Origin of the sequence: Microvirga sp. ACRRW, assembly GCF_022346925.1 — a bacterium.
GTDB lineage: Bacteria > Pseudomonadota > Alphaproteobacteria > Rhizobiales > Beijerinckiaceae > Microvirga.
The window spans coordinates 358,036-372,810 of sequence record NZ_JAKRNJ010000004.1 but is presented as its reverse complement, the minus strand read 5'-3'; the positions used below and the strand labels follow the sequence as shown (position 1 = coordinate 372,810).

The 14,775-nt window shown below is 62.2% G+C and carries 10 protein-coding genes; 6 read left to right on the top strand and 4 right to left on the bottom strand.

Features of this window, described 5'->3' with window-relative positions:
- Positions 1-21: 21 nt before the first annotated feature.
- Positions 22-2,772 carry a glycoside hydrolase family 2 protein gene (locus MHY87_RS11900; protein WP_239351990.1) on the bottom strand — a complete coding sequence of 917 codons (2,751 nt, stop codon included), beginning with the start codon at positions 2,770-2,772 and terminating at the stop codon, positions 22-24.
- A gap of 352 nt (positions 2,773-3,124) precedes the next feature.
- Here MHY87_RS11900 and MHY87_RS11895 point away from each other — a divergent pair, with 352 nt between their 5' ends.
- The 6 genes from MHY87_RS11895 to MHY87_RS11870 all read left to right on the top strand — a co-directional run bounded on the left by MHY87_RS11895 (position 3,125) and on the right by MHY87_RS11870 (position 11,667).
- Positions 3,125-3,412, top strand: a complete 288-nt coding sequence (locus MHY87_RS11895) for a hypothetical protein (RefSeq protein WP_239351989.1) — start codon at positions 3,125-3,127, stop codon at positions 3,410-3,412.
- A gap of 142 nt (positions 3,413-3,554) precedes the next feature.
- Complete coding sequence (locus MHY87_RS11890) at positions 3,555-6,122, top strand: DUF3772 domain-containing protein (protein ID WP_239351987.1); 2,568 nt, start codon at positions 3,555-3,557, stop codon at positions 6,120-6,122.
- A complete protein-coding gene (locus MHY87_RS11885; protein WP_239351985.1) occupies positions 6,119-6,613 on the top strand; it encodes a CAP domain-containing protein in 495 nt (164 codons plus the stop codon). Before MHY87_RS11890 ends, MHY87_RS11885 begins: the two co-directional genes overlap by 4 nt.
- Before the next feature lie 136 nt (positions 6,614-6,749).
- Positions 6,750-8,693, top strand: a complete 1,944-nt coding sequence (locus MHY87_RS11880) for an ABC transporter ATP-binding protein/permease (RefSeq protein WP_239351983.1) — start codon at positions 6,750-6,752, stop codon at positions 8,691-8,693.
- 103 nt (positions 8,694-8,796) lie between these two features.
- On the top strand, positions 8,797-10,623 hold the full coding sequence (locus MHY87_RS11875) for a glucan ABC transporter ATP-binding protein/ permease (RefSeq protein WP_239351981.1): 1,827 nt from the start codon (positions 8,797-8,799) through the stop codon (positions 10,621-10,623).
- A gap of 198 nt (positions 10,624-10,821) precedes the next feature.
- Complete coding sequence (locus MHY87_RS11870) at positions 10,822-11,667, top strand: alpha/beta fold hydrolase (RefSeq protein ID WP_239352274.1); 846 nt, start codon at positions 10,822-10,824, stop codon at positions 11,665-11,667.
- 1 nt (position 11,668) lies between these two features.
- Here the strand turns inward: MHY87_RS11870 and MHY87_RS11865 are convergent, their stop codons facing one another.
- The 3 genes from MHY87_RS11865 to MHY87_RS11855 are packed head-to-tail and all read right to left on the bottom strand — an operon-like array spanning position 11,669 to position 14,720.
- Positions 11,669-12,970 carry an HlyC/CorC family transporter gene (locus MHY87_RS11865; RefSeq protein WP_239351979.1) on the bottom strand — a complete coding sequence of 434 codons (1,302 nt, stop codon included), beginning with the start codon at positions 12,968-12,970 and terminating at the stop codon, positions 11,669-11,671.
- Positions 12,967-14,094, bottom strand: a complete 1,128-nt coding sequence (aroB, locus tag MHY87_RS11860; RefSeq protein WP_239351975.1) for a 3-dehydroquinate synthase — start codon at positions 14,092-14,094, stop codon at positions 12,967-12,969. Before aroB ends, MHY87_RS11865 begins: the two co-directional genes overlap by 4 nt.
- On the bottom strand, positions 14,091-14,720 hold the full coding sequence (locus MHY87_RS11855; protein WP_239351974.1) for a shikimate kinase: 630 nt from the start codon (positions 14,718-14,720) through the stop codon (positions 14,091-14,093). Before MHY87_RS11855 ends, aroB begins: the two co-directional genes overlap by 4 nt.
- Positions 14,721-14,775 lie beyond the last annotated feature (55 nt).

The window sequence follows — 14,775 nt, the reverse complement described above, 5'->3', positions numbered from 1 at the left end:
TTTGCTTGAAACTGGGAGGCTCTACGCCGCGGCTTCCGCCGCACGCACCGCTTCCTCGAGACGGGCTGCGCGCGACTCGACGGCGAGTTCCACCAGCGCATCCGTCAGCATGGTAGCGGTCGGATCGGCGAGCGGCTTATCGCGGAGCAGGCGCAGCGTCGAGGCGACGAGGCGGCCGCGTCCATAGGAACGCTCGACGCCCAAAGCCACAGGCTTGTGAATCCAGCCGACCACGAGACCGGCGAAGACACGGGCCTGGAAGTCGAGCAGGTTGCAGCCCGAGATCACGAAGTCTGGCAGCACGCGATCCATGGTCTCGTCGAGCAGCGGGCCTGAGGGGAGGCGGGAGAAATGGCCGGAGCGACGCAGCCAACCGAAGGAGGAGGCCCAATCGCCCGACCATAGGGTGCCCGCACGCGGCCTTACCCCTACTGCCTGCCAATGCGGGAAGAACGGATAGAGGCTCATGTCAGATTCCGGCAGAAGCAGCAGTTTCGCACCGGCACGCACATGGTCGGCAATCGCCTTGTCGTGCGTGCGCGCGACGACAAGCGTCGATTCCTCGAAAGCACGCGCCATAGTGTAGCCGAGGGCGCTAAAATGCTCGCGGATATCCTCGTCTGGCGACCACACCAATTCGCGCACATGCATGGGCCGCGTGCGTTTGGGATGAATGGCGATGTCGTGGTGGTTGTGCGCAATCAGCCTGCCGTCTGGCGCACGAAGATCGAGACTGATGCGGCGCAGGGACGGCTCTTCCATCTCAGGCACCAGGATCTCGATGCTGCCGAGATCGAGCACATCCGGTGCCTCGATGCGCGGCAGGACGATCTGCTGCGTTTCGCTGCCGAGGCTGATCTCAAGCTTGCAATCCTCCAGAACAGGCCCCGCCCCATGTGCGAGTGCCAGGCCCAGGACAACCTTCTCGCCCGCCCAATAGGAGGCACGCTCCCATTTCGGCACGATGACCGTATCCGAATTGACGATGTGGAACAGCTCATGAAACACGCGCGGATTGCGGCGCATATCGAGCAGGCCGTTCGATTCCCAATGGCAATCGTGCAGCTCGGTGATCACATAGCCGGCGAGGTTCGGCTTCCGGCGCATGGCCTCGATCTCGTATTTCAGCGCGCGGAACTGTTGCCATTGCGCGGCGATCACGAAACGGCGCAGGTCGCCGAACACGCGGTCGAGGCTCCAATCCGAGAAACGGTTCTCGACGCCGTGGGCGTACATCACGCCCTCGCCCCAATCGTGCCCCGTCTCGAACCACCAGGGCTCCTCGCCATTGGCGTCGCGCAGATCCTTCGGATAGGGCAGACCCCAATTGCCGAATTCGGAGCACATGAGAGGCTCGCGGCCGGTGATTACCGCATCGCCGTGCGGCGAATAGAGCCAGGAAGCGCGGTCCGACAATTCGTCCACGAACTGATCCCATGCGCCGCGATGATCGGGATAGGCGGCGTAGAAGTGATAATCCGCGATGTCGGATTCCACATGGAAGCTTGGGGCAAGCGGCGAGTTATCGACCACGAGACGCGTCGGATCGTAAGCCTTGAGCCATGCGAACGTGCGCTTGAGCCAGTCGCGGTGATCGGCGTCGTTGACGAGATCGACGCCCCAATTTTCGTTGATGATTGTCCAGATGACGATGGATGGGTGATTACCGTCACGGTCGACAATGCCCTTGAGGAGCTTTTCCTTGCGGCCGCGCGAGCGGTCCGTGGCCATGCCGCCGTTGGGCAATTCCGTCCAGATCAGCATGCCCATGCGATCCGCCACGTCGTAATAGCGCGGGTCCGCCGCCTTGATGTGGCAGCGCAGGCAGTTGAGCCCGAGTTCCTTCGCCTTGCGGAACTGATCCTCCAGAAACTCCACCGACGGCACGGTGCAGATCGTGTCGGGGTAGTAATCCTGATCGAGAGCAGAGCGCAGATAGAGCGGCTCGCCATTGAGGTAGAACTTGCCGTTGCGCGTCTCGATGGTGCGGAAGCCGAAATTGTCGGTGATCTCGTCCTTCACCTCACCGTTGCGCATGAGCTGCAGGCGAACGCGATAGAGGTTCGGATGATCGGGCGACCAGGGCTGCACATCCGGCACCGTCAACTCGAACGGCATGCTGGTGACGCCCACTTGCGTCTCGTGCAGTTCTTCCACGACCACATTGCCAGACGGGTCGGCCACTTCGATGCGGATCTGCGTCGCATCCGTGAGCGGACGCGCGAAGAACACGCCGGAGGATACATGGCCCGTGGCGAGATGCGGAACGAGGCGCACGCGATTCATGTGATCGGGAATGCGGCGCTCCAGAAAGACCGATTGCCAGATGCCGGATAACGGTCCGTACCAGCTCTGCTTGCCGAAGGGGATTTCGGCGAAGGGCGAGTCCGGAAACTCGGCGGGATTATCGGTGGGGGAATCCACGCGCACCTTGATTTCGTTCGGTCCCGGCTTGAGGTGGGGCGTCACATCGAACGAGAAGGGCAGGAAGCCGCCTTCATTATGTCCCACGGCCTCGCCGTTGATGAAGACCTTTGTGTTGTGAAAGACGGCGCCGAAGCGAATCCAGATGCTGTCGTGCAGCCACGCTTCGTCGATCTGGATCGTCCTGCGGTAAATGCCGATGCCCGCGCGCATGCGCAGGTCGGAGAACTGAGCCTGCCAGGGACTTGGCACCACAATCTGGCGAACCTCCGCCGGGCCCGACAGGCGGTCGTCGGCCACGTGCAAAAATTCCCAAGCCCCATCCAGATTGATGCGATTGTCCTGCATGTTTTCTCCTTGAATCAGAGATTACCCAAGGGCGCGCAAGGCGGCGAAAAAATGGCTGTGCGCCGGAAGACGAAAGCCTTGCCCGGGGGTGCGACAATCGATGCTTCTCATATCTGGCGGAACCATCAGCCTTCGACCCTGACATTGTTACTGGCCCGTCGTGAACAACGGCGCAAAGCTACATTTGATCCAAGGGGCAAACGCGATCCGAACGTGCTTCCTCATCGAAGCTTGACAGGAAAACATGAGAGGAAAACTTGGCAGGAACCGCCCTAGGTCACCGGCGTTGCCCTGATAACGCCGAGCCCTGCCGCTCGCCTTAACATATCGTCTTTCCAACAAGAGGCTTGAGATGGTTCAACAAGTTCCCGACGATCGCGCCCGACAAGGTCCCTCCGGCCGCCCGGTTCTGGGTGTCCTGATCGGCTCTCTGCTCCTGCTCGCCGTGGCAGTCGGCGGATACCTGATCTGGGTCGGCTCGACCTCGCCCGATGATCCCGGCACGGACGCCGCCCGCTCGGCCACGACGGGGTCGACCTCCGGCTCTTCCGCCAATCCCACGGATCGGACCTCGCCGGCCAATCCGGCCTACCCGGCTCCCGACGCGCAACCTTCGGCGAACCAGCCGGCACAGCGCTAGGAGACTAAATTCTTCGAGAAGGCCTGGATGACAGCCAGCCATCCAGGCTTTTTTGTTGCACTTCGACAGCTCGGCGGCGAGTTTTCGCCTTATTGATTCGCGAAAGAACCAGCCCGTAAGGGAATGCGATAAGGCGGACTGAATGACCGGGATTGGACTGAAGCGGCTCCTGAGCGCCGCGATTGTTGCATGCAGCCTTGCTTCGGGCGGCTTTGCTCTGGCCCAGCAGGCGCAGACGGCACCTCGGGCTCAAGCGCCTGCTCCCCAGGCTCCTGTGCCACAAGCTCCCGCGCCTCAGCAGCCAGCGCCGCCTGCGGCCCAGGATGCTCCCGCCATGGCGGTCTCGGCGGAAACGAAGGCGGCTCGCGCCAAGCTCGATGGCTTCAAGGCCGATCTCGACCAGAAGGAGCTGGCGCTGCAAGGCCGCTCGCAGTCCGATGTGGAGCTGCAGAATCTGCGCCAGCAGATCGAGCCCATCATCGCTGAAATCCGTGTCGTTATCGACGAGCAGACGCCGAAGCTGGAAGCAAGCCGCCAGCGCCTCTCCCAACTCGGCCCGAAGCCCGCAAGCGGTCAGCCCGAGGAAAGCGCCGATGTGGCTAAGGATCGCGCGGATCGCGAGGCGGCCGTTGCCGAACTCGACGAGACGCAACGCCTCGGGCGTGCCTTGCTGGTCCAGGCCGAACAGTTGAGCGCCCAGATCGGCGATTTGCGCCGCACTGGTTTCGCGCGTGCCCTGTTCGAGCGGGGAGACGGGATCTTAAGTCCCAATCTCTGGATGAGCGTCATCCAGGCCATTCCGAGCGAGCTGAGAGCCCAGCGGATCGTGCTGACGGATGCTCTCGAGCAGATGCAGCGCACCGCAACGCTCGGCGTGCTGCTGCTGCTCGGCCTCGCCATCGGTGCCGCCGTGGCGCTTTATGTCAGCCGCCGTTCCATTGCGCCCCGTCTCGTACGGCGCGATCCCGCGATCGCCGATCCGTCCCGGCGCAACCGCCTGATGGCCGCCGTCGGCGTTCTCGTGCTCGGGGCAGGGCCCGCCATCGCGGGAAGTTGGATCGTCTGGATTGCGTTCGACTCGGCGGATCTCGTTCCGCCCCGTCTGGAAGAGGTCATGAAAGCGCTGCTTGGCGGCTTGGCCTTCATCGCCTTCGTGCGCGCGCTCATCGATGCCATTCTCGCGCCCGGCCATACGTCCTGGCGCCTGATCCCGGTGCGCGATGTGTCGGCCACGCGCATCATGGGCTTCTCTGTCACGCTCGCGACGGTGGCGATCGTTGAGAAGGTGATCGAAACTTTCAACAAGGCCGTTGCCGCCGTTCTTCCCATCACGGTGATCACCAGAGCCGTTTTCGCGCTGGCCATGGCGCTCATCTTCGCGGAATTGCTGCGCCGCTTCGCGACGAGCGAGAACCAGGACGAGAACTGCCTTGGTCCTTATGTGGCGCAAGATGTCGATATCGGCGGGCCGGTGCGCAGCATCGGATGGTTCACCGTTGCCGTCGTGATCGGCAGCGTGATCAGTGGCTACACAGCTCTCGCCTCTTTCGTGGTCGGTCAGGCGATCTCGATTTCGCTGGTCATCGCGATGCTTATTCTCTGCATCACACTGGCGGACGAGTTCATTGCCGGGTCCCTGCGCGGCCAGAGCAAGCTGGTGACGACGCTACAGGCGAACACAGGCATTCGCCGCCGCTCCCTGGAGCAGATCGGCGTGCTGGCGAGCGGCGTTGCGCGGCTCGCGCTGATCGTCATCGCCATCCTCATGGTCCTGCTGCCCTGGGGAATCGAATCCACGGATGTGATGGGCTCGCTGCGGGCGCTGTTCTTCGGCTTCAATGTCGGCGATCTCACGATCTCCCTGTCGTCGATCCTGATCGCGGCATTGCTCTTCGGTGCCGGTTTCACGGTCACGCGCATCATCCAGCGTTGGCTCGACAACACCTTCCTGCCGGCAACCGATCTCGATGCGGGCCTTCGCAACTCGATCCGTACGGCGGCGGGCTATGTGGGCATCATCACGGCGGGCGTTCTCGCGTTCACCTATCTGGGCCTGAGCCTGGAACGCGTGACCATCGTCGCCGGTGCCCTGTCGGTGGGTATCGGTTTCGGCCTGCAATCCATCGTCAACAACTTCATCTCAGGCCTCATCCTGTTGTGGGAGCGCCCGATCCGCGTGGGCGATCTCGTCGTCGTGGGCGACGCGGAAGGCTATGTGCGGCGGATCAACGTGAGGTCCACGGAAATTCAGACCGGGGACCGCGCGACGCTCATCGTTCCGAACTCGAACCTGATTTCCGGCGTCGTCCGCAACCGCGTCCGCAACGACCGCGTCGGGCGCGTGCTCGTGACAATTCCCGTACCCCGCGCCTCCGATCCCGATCAGGTGGCGGAGATTATGAGGACTGCGGCACTCGCTCACCGCGAGGTCATGACGGAACCCAATCCGCGTGTCCTGTTCAAAAAGGCGACGGAGAACACCATCGACTTCGATCTCATCTGCTTCGTGGACGACATCGATGCGGCGGGCCGTGTGTCGAGCGACATCTATTTCGAGATCTTCCGAGGCCTCCGCAAGGCCGGCATCGGCATGCCGGCGCCGAGTGCGCCCGAGCCCGAGGAAGATGAGGAGCCCAAGCCCGATGAATCCGGGAAGGACGGGAATGAGGAGGAAACCTTAACCCTTCTCAAGGATAAATCGCGGGCATGAAAAGCCTTCTCTGTTTAAGCCTTGGGGCGCTCGTGCTGGCGGGATGCCAGTCCGATCAGCGTCAAGCAAGCACCCAGATTCCGAGCTTCTATGCTTCCATGGCCAATCCCAGTGCCGTGGTGGATGCGGTCATGGCGCGCGACATGATCGGCGCCTATCGCCGCAACAACGGCTTGGGCTCCCTGACGCTCGATCCGGATCTGCAGGCGGCGGCGCAAGCCGAGGCCAATGCCATGGCGGCGGCGGACAAGCCAAGTTCCGCCGATGCGTTCAAGAGCCGGTTGTTCACGGCGGGCTTCAATGCTCCGGCGGTCAATCTCTCGGCAGGCTATCACACTCTTGCGGAAGCCTTCTCCGGCTGGCGGGAAAGTCCCCAGCACAACCGGGTGCTGCTCGATCCAAAAGCGGCGCGGATCGGCATCGCCACGGCCTATACGCCGAATTCCAAATACAAAGTCTATTGGGTTCTGGCCGTCGCGGCGAAGCCTTGAGCCAAATTTTCCCAGCTTTACAAAGGCCTGGAACCTAAACCGAAGCGTAGCTCTTTAACATCAGCGTCAGTGGTGGCGTTGTAAGAGCGTGCTTTGAAAGACCATGCCGGACTTCGATCCCAAGTTGGGTAAACAAATGCCTCCGCCTCCCGCAACGGGGAGCGAACACGATGTCGGGCCCGGACAGGACAATACGCTCGCGAAGGAAGCGGACCATGCCGCCGCGCATCAGCAGGGCCATCGGCCGCCGGAGCCTGCTCCTGAAATAGCACCCAGCATCGGGCGGGAGCTGTTTCTGCTGTTCCGGGACATGTACCGGGGCGGCAAGGGCTGGCCGATGACGCGGTTGGGCATCGCCATTGTCGTCGTGCTCATTGGCAACATGGTGGGCCAGGTTCGGCTGAATCAATGGAACGGCGCCTTCTTCGATGCAGTGGAGAAGCGCGATACCTCGACCTTCTTTCATCAGCTTCTCGTCTTCGGCGTCATCGTTGCCGCATTGCTTGCCTTCGTCGTGGCGCAGACATGGTTGCAGGAGCGGCTCAAGATCCGCCTGCGGCAGCGCCTGACGCAAGTTCTGCTCGATCTCTGGCTGAGGCCCAACCACGCCTATCAGCTCGGCTTCATGGGAGAGAACAGCAAACAGCCCGACCAGCGTCTGCAGGAGGATTGCCGTCTCTTCTCCGAGCTCTCGACGGAGCTGGGCGTCGGCATGCTGCAGGCCTTCCTCCTGCTCGTCAGCTTTATCGGCGTTCTGTGGACTCTCTCAGGCGACACGACCTTCACGATCAACGGACGAGAGATCACGATCCCCGGCTACATGGTGTGGGTTGCCATCGGCTATGCAGGCATCGGCTCCGGTCTCACCTGGCTCGTCGGCCGCCCGTTGATCCGGCTCAACACGCAACGCTATGCCCGCGAGGCGGATCTGCGCTTCGCGCTCGTACGCGTCAACGAGAGCGCAGAAAGTGTTTCCCTTTACAACGGCGAGGACGACGAGCGGCGCAATCTCGACGAGTTCGTGGAGGCGGTGCTCAAGTCGACGCGGCGCTTGTCGGGGGCACTTGCCCGCCTGACCTGGATTACGTCTGGTTACGGTTGGCTTGCGATCGTCGTGCCGATCTTAGCTGCTGCGCCTGGCTATTTCAGCGGACGCTTGTCCTTCGGCGGCATGATGATGGTGGTCGGTGCCTTCAATCAGGTGCAGGCGGCCCTGCGCTACTTCGTGGATAACTTCCCGAAGATCGCCGATTGGCGTTCAGCCGTGCTGCGCGTCGCCACGTTCCGCCAGGCGGCCATCGATCTTGAAGAAGTGACGATTCAGAACGGCAAGATCGACATCGCGCCGCACCCGCAAGGCTGGCTCAGCTTCGAGGGACTGTCCATCGCCTTGAGCGACGGCAGCATTCTCATCGAAGATGCGACGGCGGAGATCAAGCCGGGCGAGCGCGTGCTGATCATGGGCGAATCCGGAGCCGGAAAGAGCACCTTGTTCCGGGCCATCTCGGAACTCTGGCCCTGGGGCTCCGGCAGGATCCGCCTGCCGCCCGGTCACGAGATGATGTTTCTGCCGCAGCGGCCCTATCTGCCCCTCGGAACATTGCGGGCAGCAATCAGCTATCCCGCATCGCCCGACACGTTCGACGATGCCGAGATCCGCGCGGCGCTGGAGCGCTGCGGCTTGAACGAATTCGTGGACATGCTCGACAAGCACGAGCGCTGGGATAAGACCATGTCGCTCGGCCAGCAGCAGCGTGTCGCTTTCGCGCGCGTTATTCTGCACAAGCCGCGCTGGGTGTTCATGGACGAGGCGACCTCTGCCCTCGACGAGGAAAACCAAGCCTCCATGCTCTCGCTGTTCGACGATGAGCTGAAGGGCGCAACGGTGATGTCCATCGGGCACAGGCCCGGCCTGGAGGAGTTTCACACGCGTACGCTTCACATCCGCAAGACCGAGGAGGGGGCGATTCTTTTACCCAAGCCCCGCCTCCAATATATTCCTCGTCCGCGACGGAAATGGATCGGCAGCTTTCGCAAGCGGTTCAAGAAGGGGCATAACCATAAGCCCAGCGAGGTATGAGGCTTTATGCGCTTCGGCATTGGCATTTCGGGCGAACAGGATTACGAAACTCTCCATCGAGAGCGGAGTTTTCCCGTAAGCTTCGCGCTGGCAGGGTGATCCCATGCGGCTGATCAGGCTTTACATCCGCGTTCTGAGCCAACTCGGGTCGGACCTGAGGGTTGGCGCTCTTTTGGCTCTGGCGAATATTGCACTGGCAATTTCCGCATTTGCCGAGCCGATCCTGTTTGGCCGCATCATCGACGTTCTCACGCGCGCGCAGATTCCGGGCTCGGCTCCGGTCACGTTCACGGTGCTCCTGCCTCTGATCGCGGCTTGGGTCGCCTTCGGTCTCTTTTCCATCGGCGCGGGTGCTCTGGTGGCGCTTCATGCGGATCGCCTCGCTCATCGGCGCAGGCTTGCCGTCGTCGCCAATTACTTCGAGCACGTGCTCGAACTTCCACTCGCCTTTCACACTTCCACACATTCAGGCCGCGTGCTGAAAGTGATGCTGGAAGGCTCGGGCGGCATGTCCTGGCTCTGGCTTGGCTTCTTTCGCGAGCATCTGTCGGCGCTGATCGCGCTCGTAGTGCTTCTGCCGCTCACAGTCTTCCTGAACTGGCGTCTCGGCCTTCTCCTCCTGGTTCTCGTGGGCGTGTTCGCGGTGCTCACCGCCATCGTGCTTCGCAAGACGGAAACCCTGCAGGGCTCCGTCGAGCGCTATCACTCGAGCCTTGCCGAGCACGCGTCGGATGCGCTCGGCAATGTGCCGGTCATCCAGTCCTTCACGCGCATCGAGGCCGAGAGCCGTTCCCTGCGCGTCATCATCCAGCAATTGCTGCAGGCGCAGAACCCGGTTCTGTCCTGGTGGGCGCTGGCCTCCGTCGCATCGCGCGCGTCTGCCACCATCACGGTTACCGCTATTTTCCTTCTCGGCACCTGGCTGCATCTCAACGGCCTTGCCACCATCGGTCAGATCGTCACATTCATGAGCATGGCGACGATGCTGATCGGACGCCTGGAACAGGCGGTGAGCTTCGTCAACCAGATGTTCATGCAGGCGCCGAAGCTGCAGGAATTCTTCGAGATTCTCGATACGACGCCCGCCGTTCATGACCGCGCGAACGCCAAATCGGTGGAGCGATTCAAAGGCGAGGTCGTGTTCGACAACGTGAGCTTCTCCTACGACGGCAAGCGCTCCGCGGTGCAGGACGTTTCCTTCACGATCCAGCCTGGCGAGAACGTGGCGCTGGTGGGTGCTACGGGCTCGGGCAAGTCGACCACGCTTGGTCTCCTGCATCGCGCCTTCGATCCGCAATCGGGTTGCATCCGCATCGATGGCGACGATATACGCGATCTTGCTCTCGCATCCCTTCGCCGCAACATCGGTGTCGTCTTTCAAGAGCCTATGCTTTTCGCCCGCACCATTCGCGAGAACTTGCAGGTCGGCCAGCCCGAGGCCACGGATGCCGAGATGATCGAAGCCTTGCAGCGCGCGCAGGCCATCGAGTTCATTTCGCGACAATCGGATGGACTCGACACCGTCATCGGCGAGCGTGGCCGCTCGCTTTCGGGCGGTGAGCGCCAGCGTCTCTCCATCGCACGAGCGCTCCTCAAAAACCCGCCAATCCTCATTCTCGATGAGGCAACGAGCGCGCTCGATGCTTCTACCGAGCGGAAGCTGCAGAAGGCCTTGGATGAGGTGATGAAGGGGCGAACGACATTCGTAATCGCACATCGCCTTGCTACCATCCGCAATGCCAACCGCATTCTCGTCTTCGATCAGGGTCGCGTGATTGAGACAGGCACTTTCGAGGAGCTCGTGGCAAAAGGCGGGCGCTTTGCCGAACTAGCCCGCGCGCAGTTCATGGCAGCCGAGGAGGAGCCGAAACCGCAAACTCCCAAAGTGCAACCGCATGAAGTCGAGCGCTTGGAAGCAAGCGGGACCTAAGGCAGCAATCTTTGTCAATTCTCATGTCCTGCGCAAAGCGGCGCACTTAAGCTGAAATAGAATAACTGCTTCGTTGTTGCTTTCGAATTGCAGCACTTAATTCGTTTGCGCGTCCGGTATCAAATGCATAGGGTCTCCGCGAAGCGGGTTCCCATGACGTCAATTTCCTTAGAAGAGAGTTCTTTCAACTTGCCGGAGATGTCATCCGGCGAGCATGCTACCAATGGTATCACGCTTCACGATGTTCAGGCTGGCCCAGCCCATGCGCCATTGGCCATACTGTTGCATGGCTTCGGGGATTTCTGGTGGGGATGGCGGCGGCAGATCGGGCCTTTGACGGCGGCAGGCTTCCGCGTCGTCGCGCCGGATCAGCGAGGCTACAATCTCAGCGAGAAGCCCATCGGCCTGAAGGCCTACGATCTCGATACGCTCGCAGCCGACATCGTGGGGCTCGCGAAAGCCTATGGGCGAGAGAAGTTCATCCTCATCGGACATGATTTCGGAGGGCTCGTGGGATGGTGGATCGCATCACGCTATCCGCAGCATGTGGAGCGGTTCGTCGCCATCAATTCTTTCCATCCTCAGGTTCTGGTTCCCTACTGGCGGAAAAGCCCGACGCAGTTCCTGCGCAACATCTACATGGGCTTCTATCAGATCCCCTGGCTACCCGAAGCGGTCCTTCGCATGAAGAACTTCGCTCTCATGCGGCAGCTTTACATCCGCAGCGGCCGGCCGGGCATCTTCTCGCAATCGGACCTCGACCGCTATCAGAAGACCTGGAGCAAGCCGGGCGCTATGACAGGAATGATCAATTGGTATCGCGCCATGCGCCGCAAACCCCATATTGAGAATCTCCGCATCGCGGTGCCGACGATGGTGATCTGGGGCAACAAGGATTTCTATCTCGAGAAGGGATTGGCGGAAGCGAGCCTTGATCTGTGCGACGACGGCCGCGCGGTATGGATCGAGAATGGCACGCATTTCGTCCATCTCGAGGAGCCTGAAATCGTCAACCGGGCGCTGATCGATTTTCTGAAAGCCTGAATTAGCTGTCTTTAGGACGTGCAGGCTGAAGCGGCGTGATCCTGAGTGCCGTGATGCGGTTACGTGACTTGCGCAGGACCTGGAAGCGGCATCCGTGGAAGGTGAAGATCTGTCCGGTATCTGGGATCGTCTGCGCCTCGTGAATGACGAGGCCCGCGATGGTGGTCGCCTCCTCGTCGGGCAGGTTCCAGTCCATGGCGCGGTTGAGATCGCGAACCGGAACAGAGCCGTCCACGTTCACCGAGCCGTTCGGCTGCGGACGTACGCCCTGCACGGAGAGATCGTGCTCGTCCTTGATGTCGCCAACGATCTCTTCGAGAATGTCTTCGAGGGTGACGAGGCCCATCACCTCGCCGTACTCATCCACCACCAGGGCGAAGTGCGTCTTCTTGGCGAGGAACGCCCTCAGCTGATCGCGCAGCGAGGTGGTGTCCGGCACGAACCAGCTCTCCAGCGCAATCGCTTCCACCTTCAGCTTGCTCGCGTCGCCGCCCACCGCATCGAGCGCGCGCAGCAGATCCTTTGCGTGAAGAACGCCGACGATGTTCTCCTGGCTCTCACGCCAGAGCGGCATGCGCGTATAGGGCGAGGAAAGAACCTCGCGCACGATTTCTTCGGAGGAGAGATCCGCATTGATGGTGCGCATCTTCGTGCGGTGAACCATGACCTCCGAGACGGTGAGGTCTTCGAGATCGAGAAGCCCGCCCAGCATGTCGCGCTGAACCTTCGCGACGCCGCCTTCCTTGTGCAGCAGATCGACCTGGCCGCGAATTTCTTCCGATGCGGAGAGGATCGGCGTGTTCTCGCCGATCTTGATGCCGAAGGGGCGCAACATCAGGCGCACCAGGCGCTCGATGGCAATCGCTAGAGGGCCGAGGATCGCTACGACCCAGGACATGGGCCGCGAGAGGAAGAGCGAGACGCTGTCGGGCGAAGAGATGGCGACTGTCTTCGGCATCACTTCCGCGAACACGATCACCAGTACCGACATGATGGCGGTGGCATAGAGCGCGCCGCCGTCGCCGAAGATCGCGACGAGCACGCTGGTGGCGAAGGCCGATACGCCGATATTGACGATGTTGTTGCCGATCAGAACCGTGCCGATGAAGCGCTCGCGGATCTCAAGGAGGCGGTTCACCAGGCGCGCCCGCTTGTCGCCGCCCTTTTCCAGCATGAGCATGCGGGAGCGGGAGGCGCCCGTGAAGGCCGTCTCGCCCGCCGAGAAAAAGGCCGAGAGCAGAAGGCAGAAGATGACGACTAGTGCGGCAAACCAGAGGTCACTGGTAGAAGATTCCTCGATCATGACGACGATGCGTTGATTTCACTCATCAGGAATGCGCGGACTTTCTCCGCCTCGATGCCGGGCGCGATGAAGCTCTGTCCGATCCCTCGCGCGAGGATGAACGTGAGCGATCCGCCCTTCACCTTTTTGTCTTGTGCCATGGCGTCCAGAAGCTCATCCACCGTGCCGCACCCACCCGGTACATGGGACAGGCGCGTGGGAAGTCCAACGTCCTTCAGATGCGCCTCGATGCGCTCCGCGTCGGAGAGCGTGCACAGGCCTAAGGCGGCCGAGAAGCGGAAGGCGAGGTTGAGGCCGATGGCGACGCCCTCGCCGTGGACGAGGCGTGCTGAATCGTATCGCGTGATGCGCTCCAGCGCGTGGCCGAAGGTATGGCCGAGATTGAGCAGGGCACGGTCACCGGTCTCGTGCTCGTCGCGCACCACCACGGCGGCCTTGGCGCGGCAGCTCTGCGCCACGGCCTCGTTGCGCTCCGGGCCGCCTTCGAAGATCCCGGTCCAGTTCTCCTCGCACCAGGCGAAGAAGCCCGCATCGTCGATGAGGCCATATTTCACTACCTCGGCATAGCCGGCGCGCATCTCGCGGGGAGGCAGCGTATCGAGGAGGGCCGTATCGGCCAGCACGAGGCTCGGCTGATGGAACGCGCCGACGAGGTTCTTGCCGTGGCGGGAATTGATGCCGGTCTTGCCGCCGACGGAGGAATCGACCTGCGAGAGCAGGGAGGTCGGCACCTGCACGAAACGCACGCCACGGCGCACCACGGCGGCGGCAAAGCCCGCGAGATCGCCGATCACGCCGCCGCCCAGCGCGACCACGAGATCGCCGCGCTCGATCTTTGCCTCGAGCACCGCGTCGCAAACGCGCTCCAGGCTGGCATAGGACTTCGTCGCCTCGCCTGGGGGCAGGGTGATGATGGACGTGCGCAGGCCATTGGCCTGCAGGGCATGAGCGAGGGAGTGCGCATAGAGAGGCCCTACATGCTCGTCCGTCACGATGGCGGCGGCGCGGGCGCCGAGGGCCGCGATGCGGGAGCCTGCTGTCTCGATCAGGCCTCGCCCGACAAGGATGTCATAGGCCCGGTCGCCCAGGGGGACCGGAACCGTGATGGGCGATGCGCTGCTCATTCGGCGTTCCCCTGTTGTCCCTTGGCGAACCAGCCGCTGACGGCCTTGATGATGTCGGCCACCACGCGGTCGTGCGGCGCCTCGTGCGAATCGATGGTGAGGTCCGCCAGGGCATAGACCGGATAGCGGAGTTCCATGAGCCGTCGCATGGTGCCTTCCGGGTCGGGATTGCGCAGGAGGGGGCGGGTGTCGCGCTTGCGGACACGGCGCATGAGCACGTCGAGATCGGCCTTCAGCCAGACCGAAATGCCCTGCTCGGCGATGTTCCGGCGCGTATCCTCGTTCATGAAGGCTCCACCGCCGGTGGCCAGCACCATGGGGCCTTCCTGGAGCAGGCGGGCGATGACCCGGCGCTCGCCGTCGCGGAAGTGCTCCTCGCCATGGATGGCGAAGATGTCGGGAATCGTCATGCCGGCGGCCGCCTCGATCTCGTGATCGGCGTCGCGGAAAGGCAGTTTGAGCGTCTGGGCCAATCTTCGGCCCACCGTGCTCTTCCCGGCGCCCATGAGCCCGACGAGCACGATCGAACGCGCGCCGAGCTGGCGGCTGATCGGGTGGCCGCGCCGGCGATTTTCAGTCTGCCCGCCAGCTTCATCGAGCGGATTGAAGCGGCTGATATTGTTCATGAGCTTGTCCTAGCACGCGGCATAGGCTCTGTCACAGGGAGCTTATCGGGGCCAT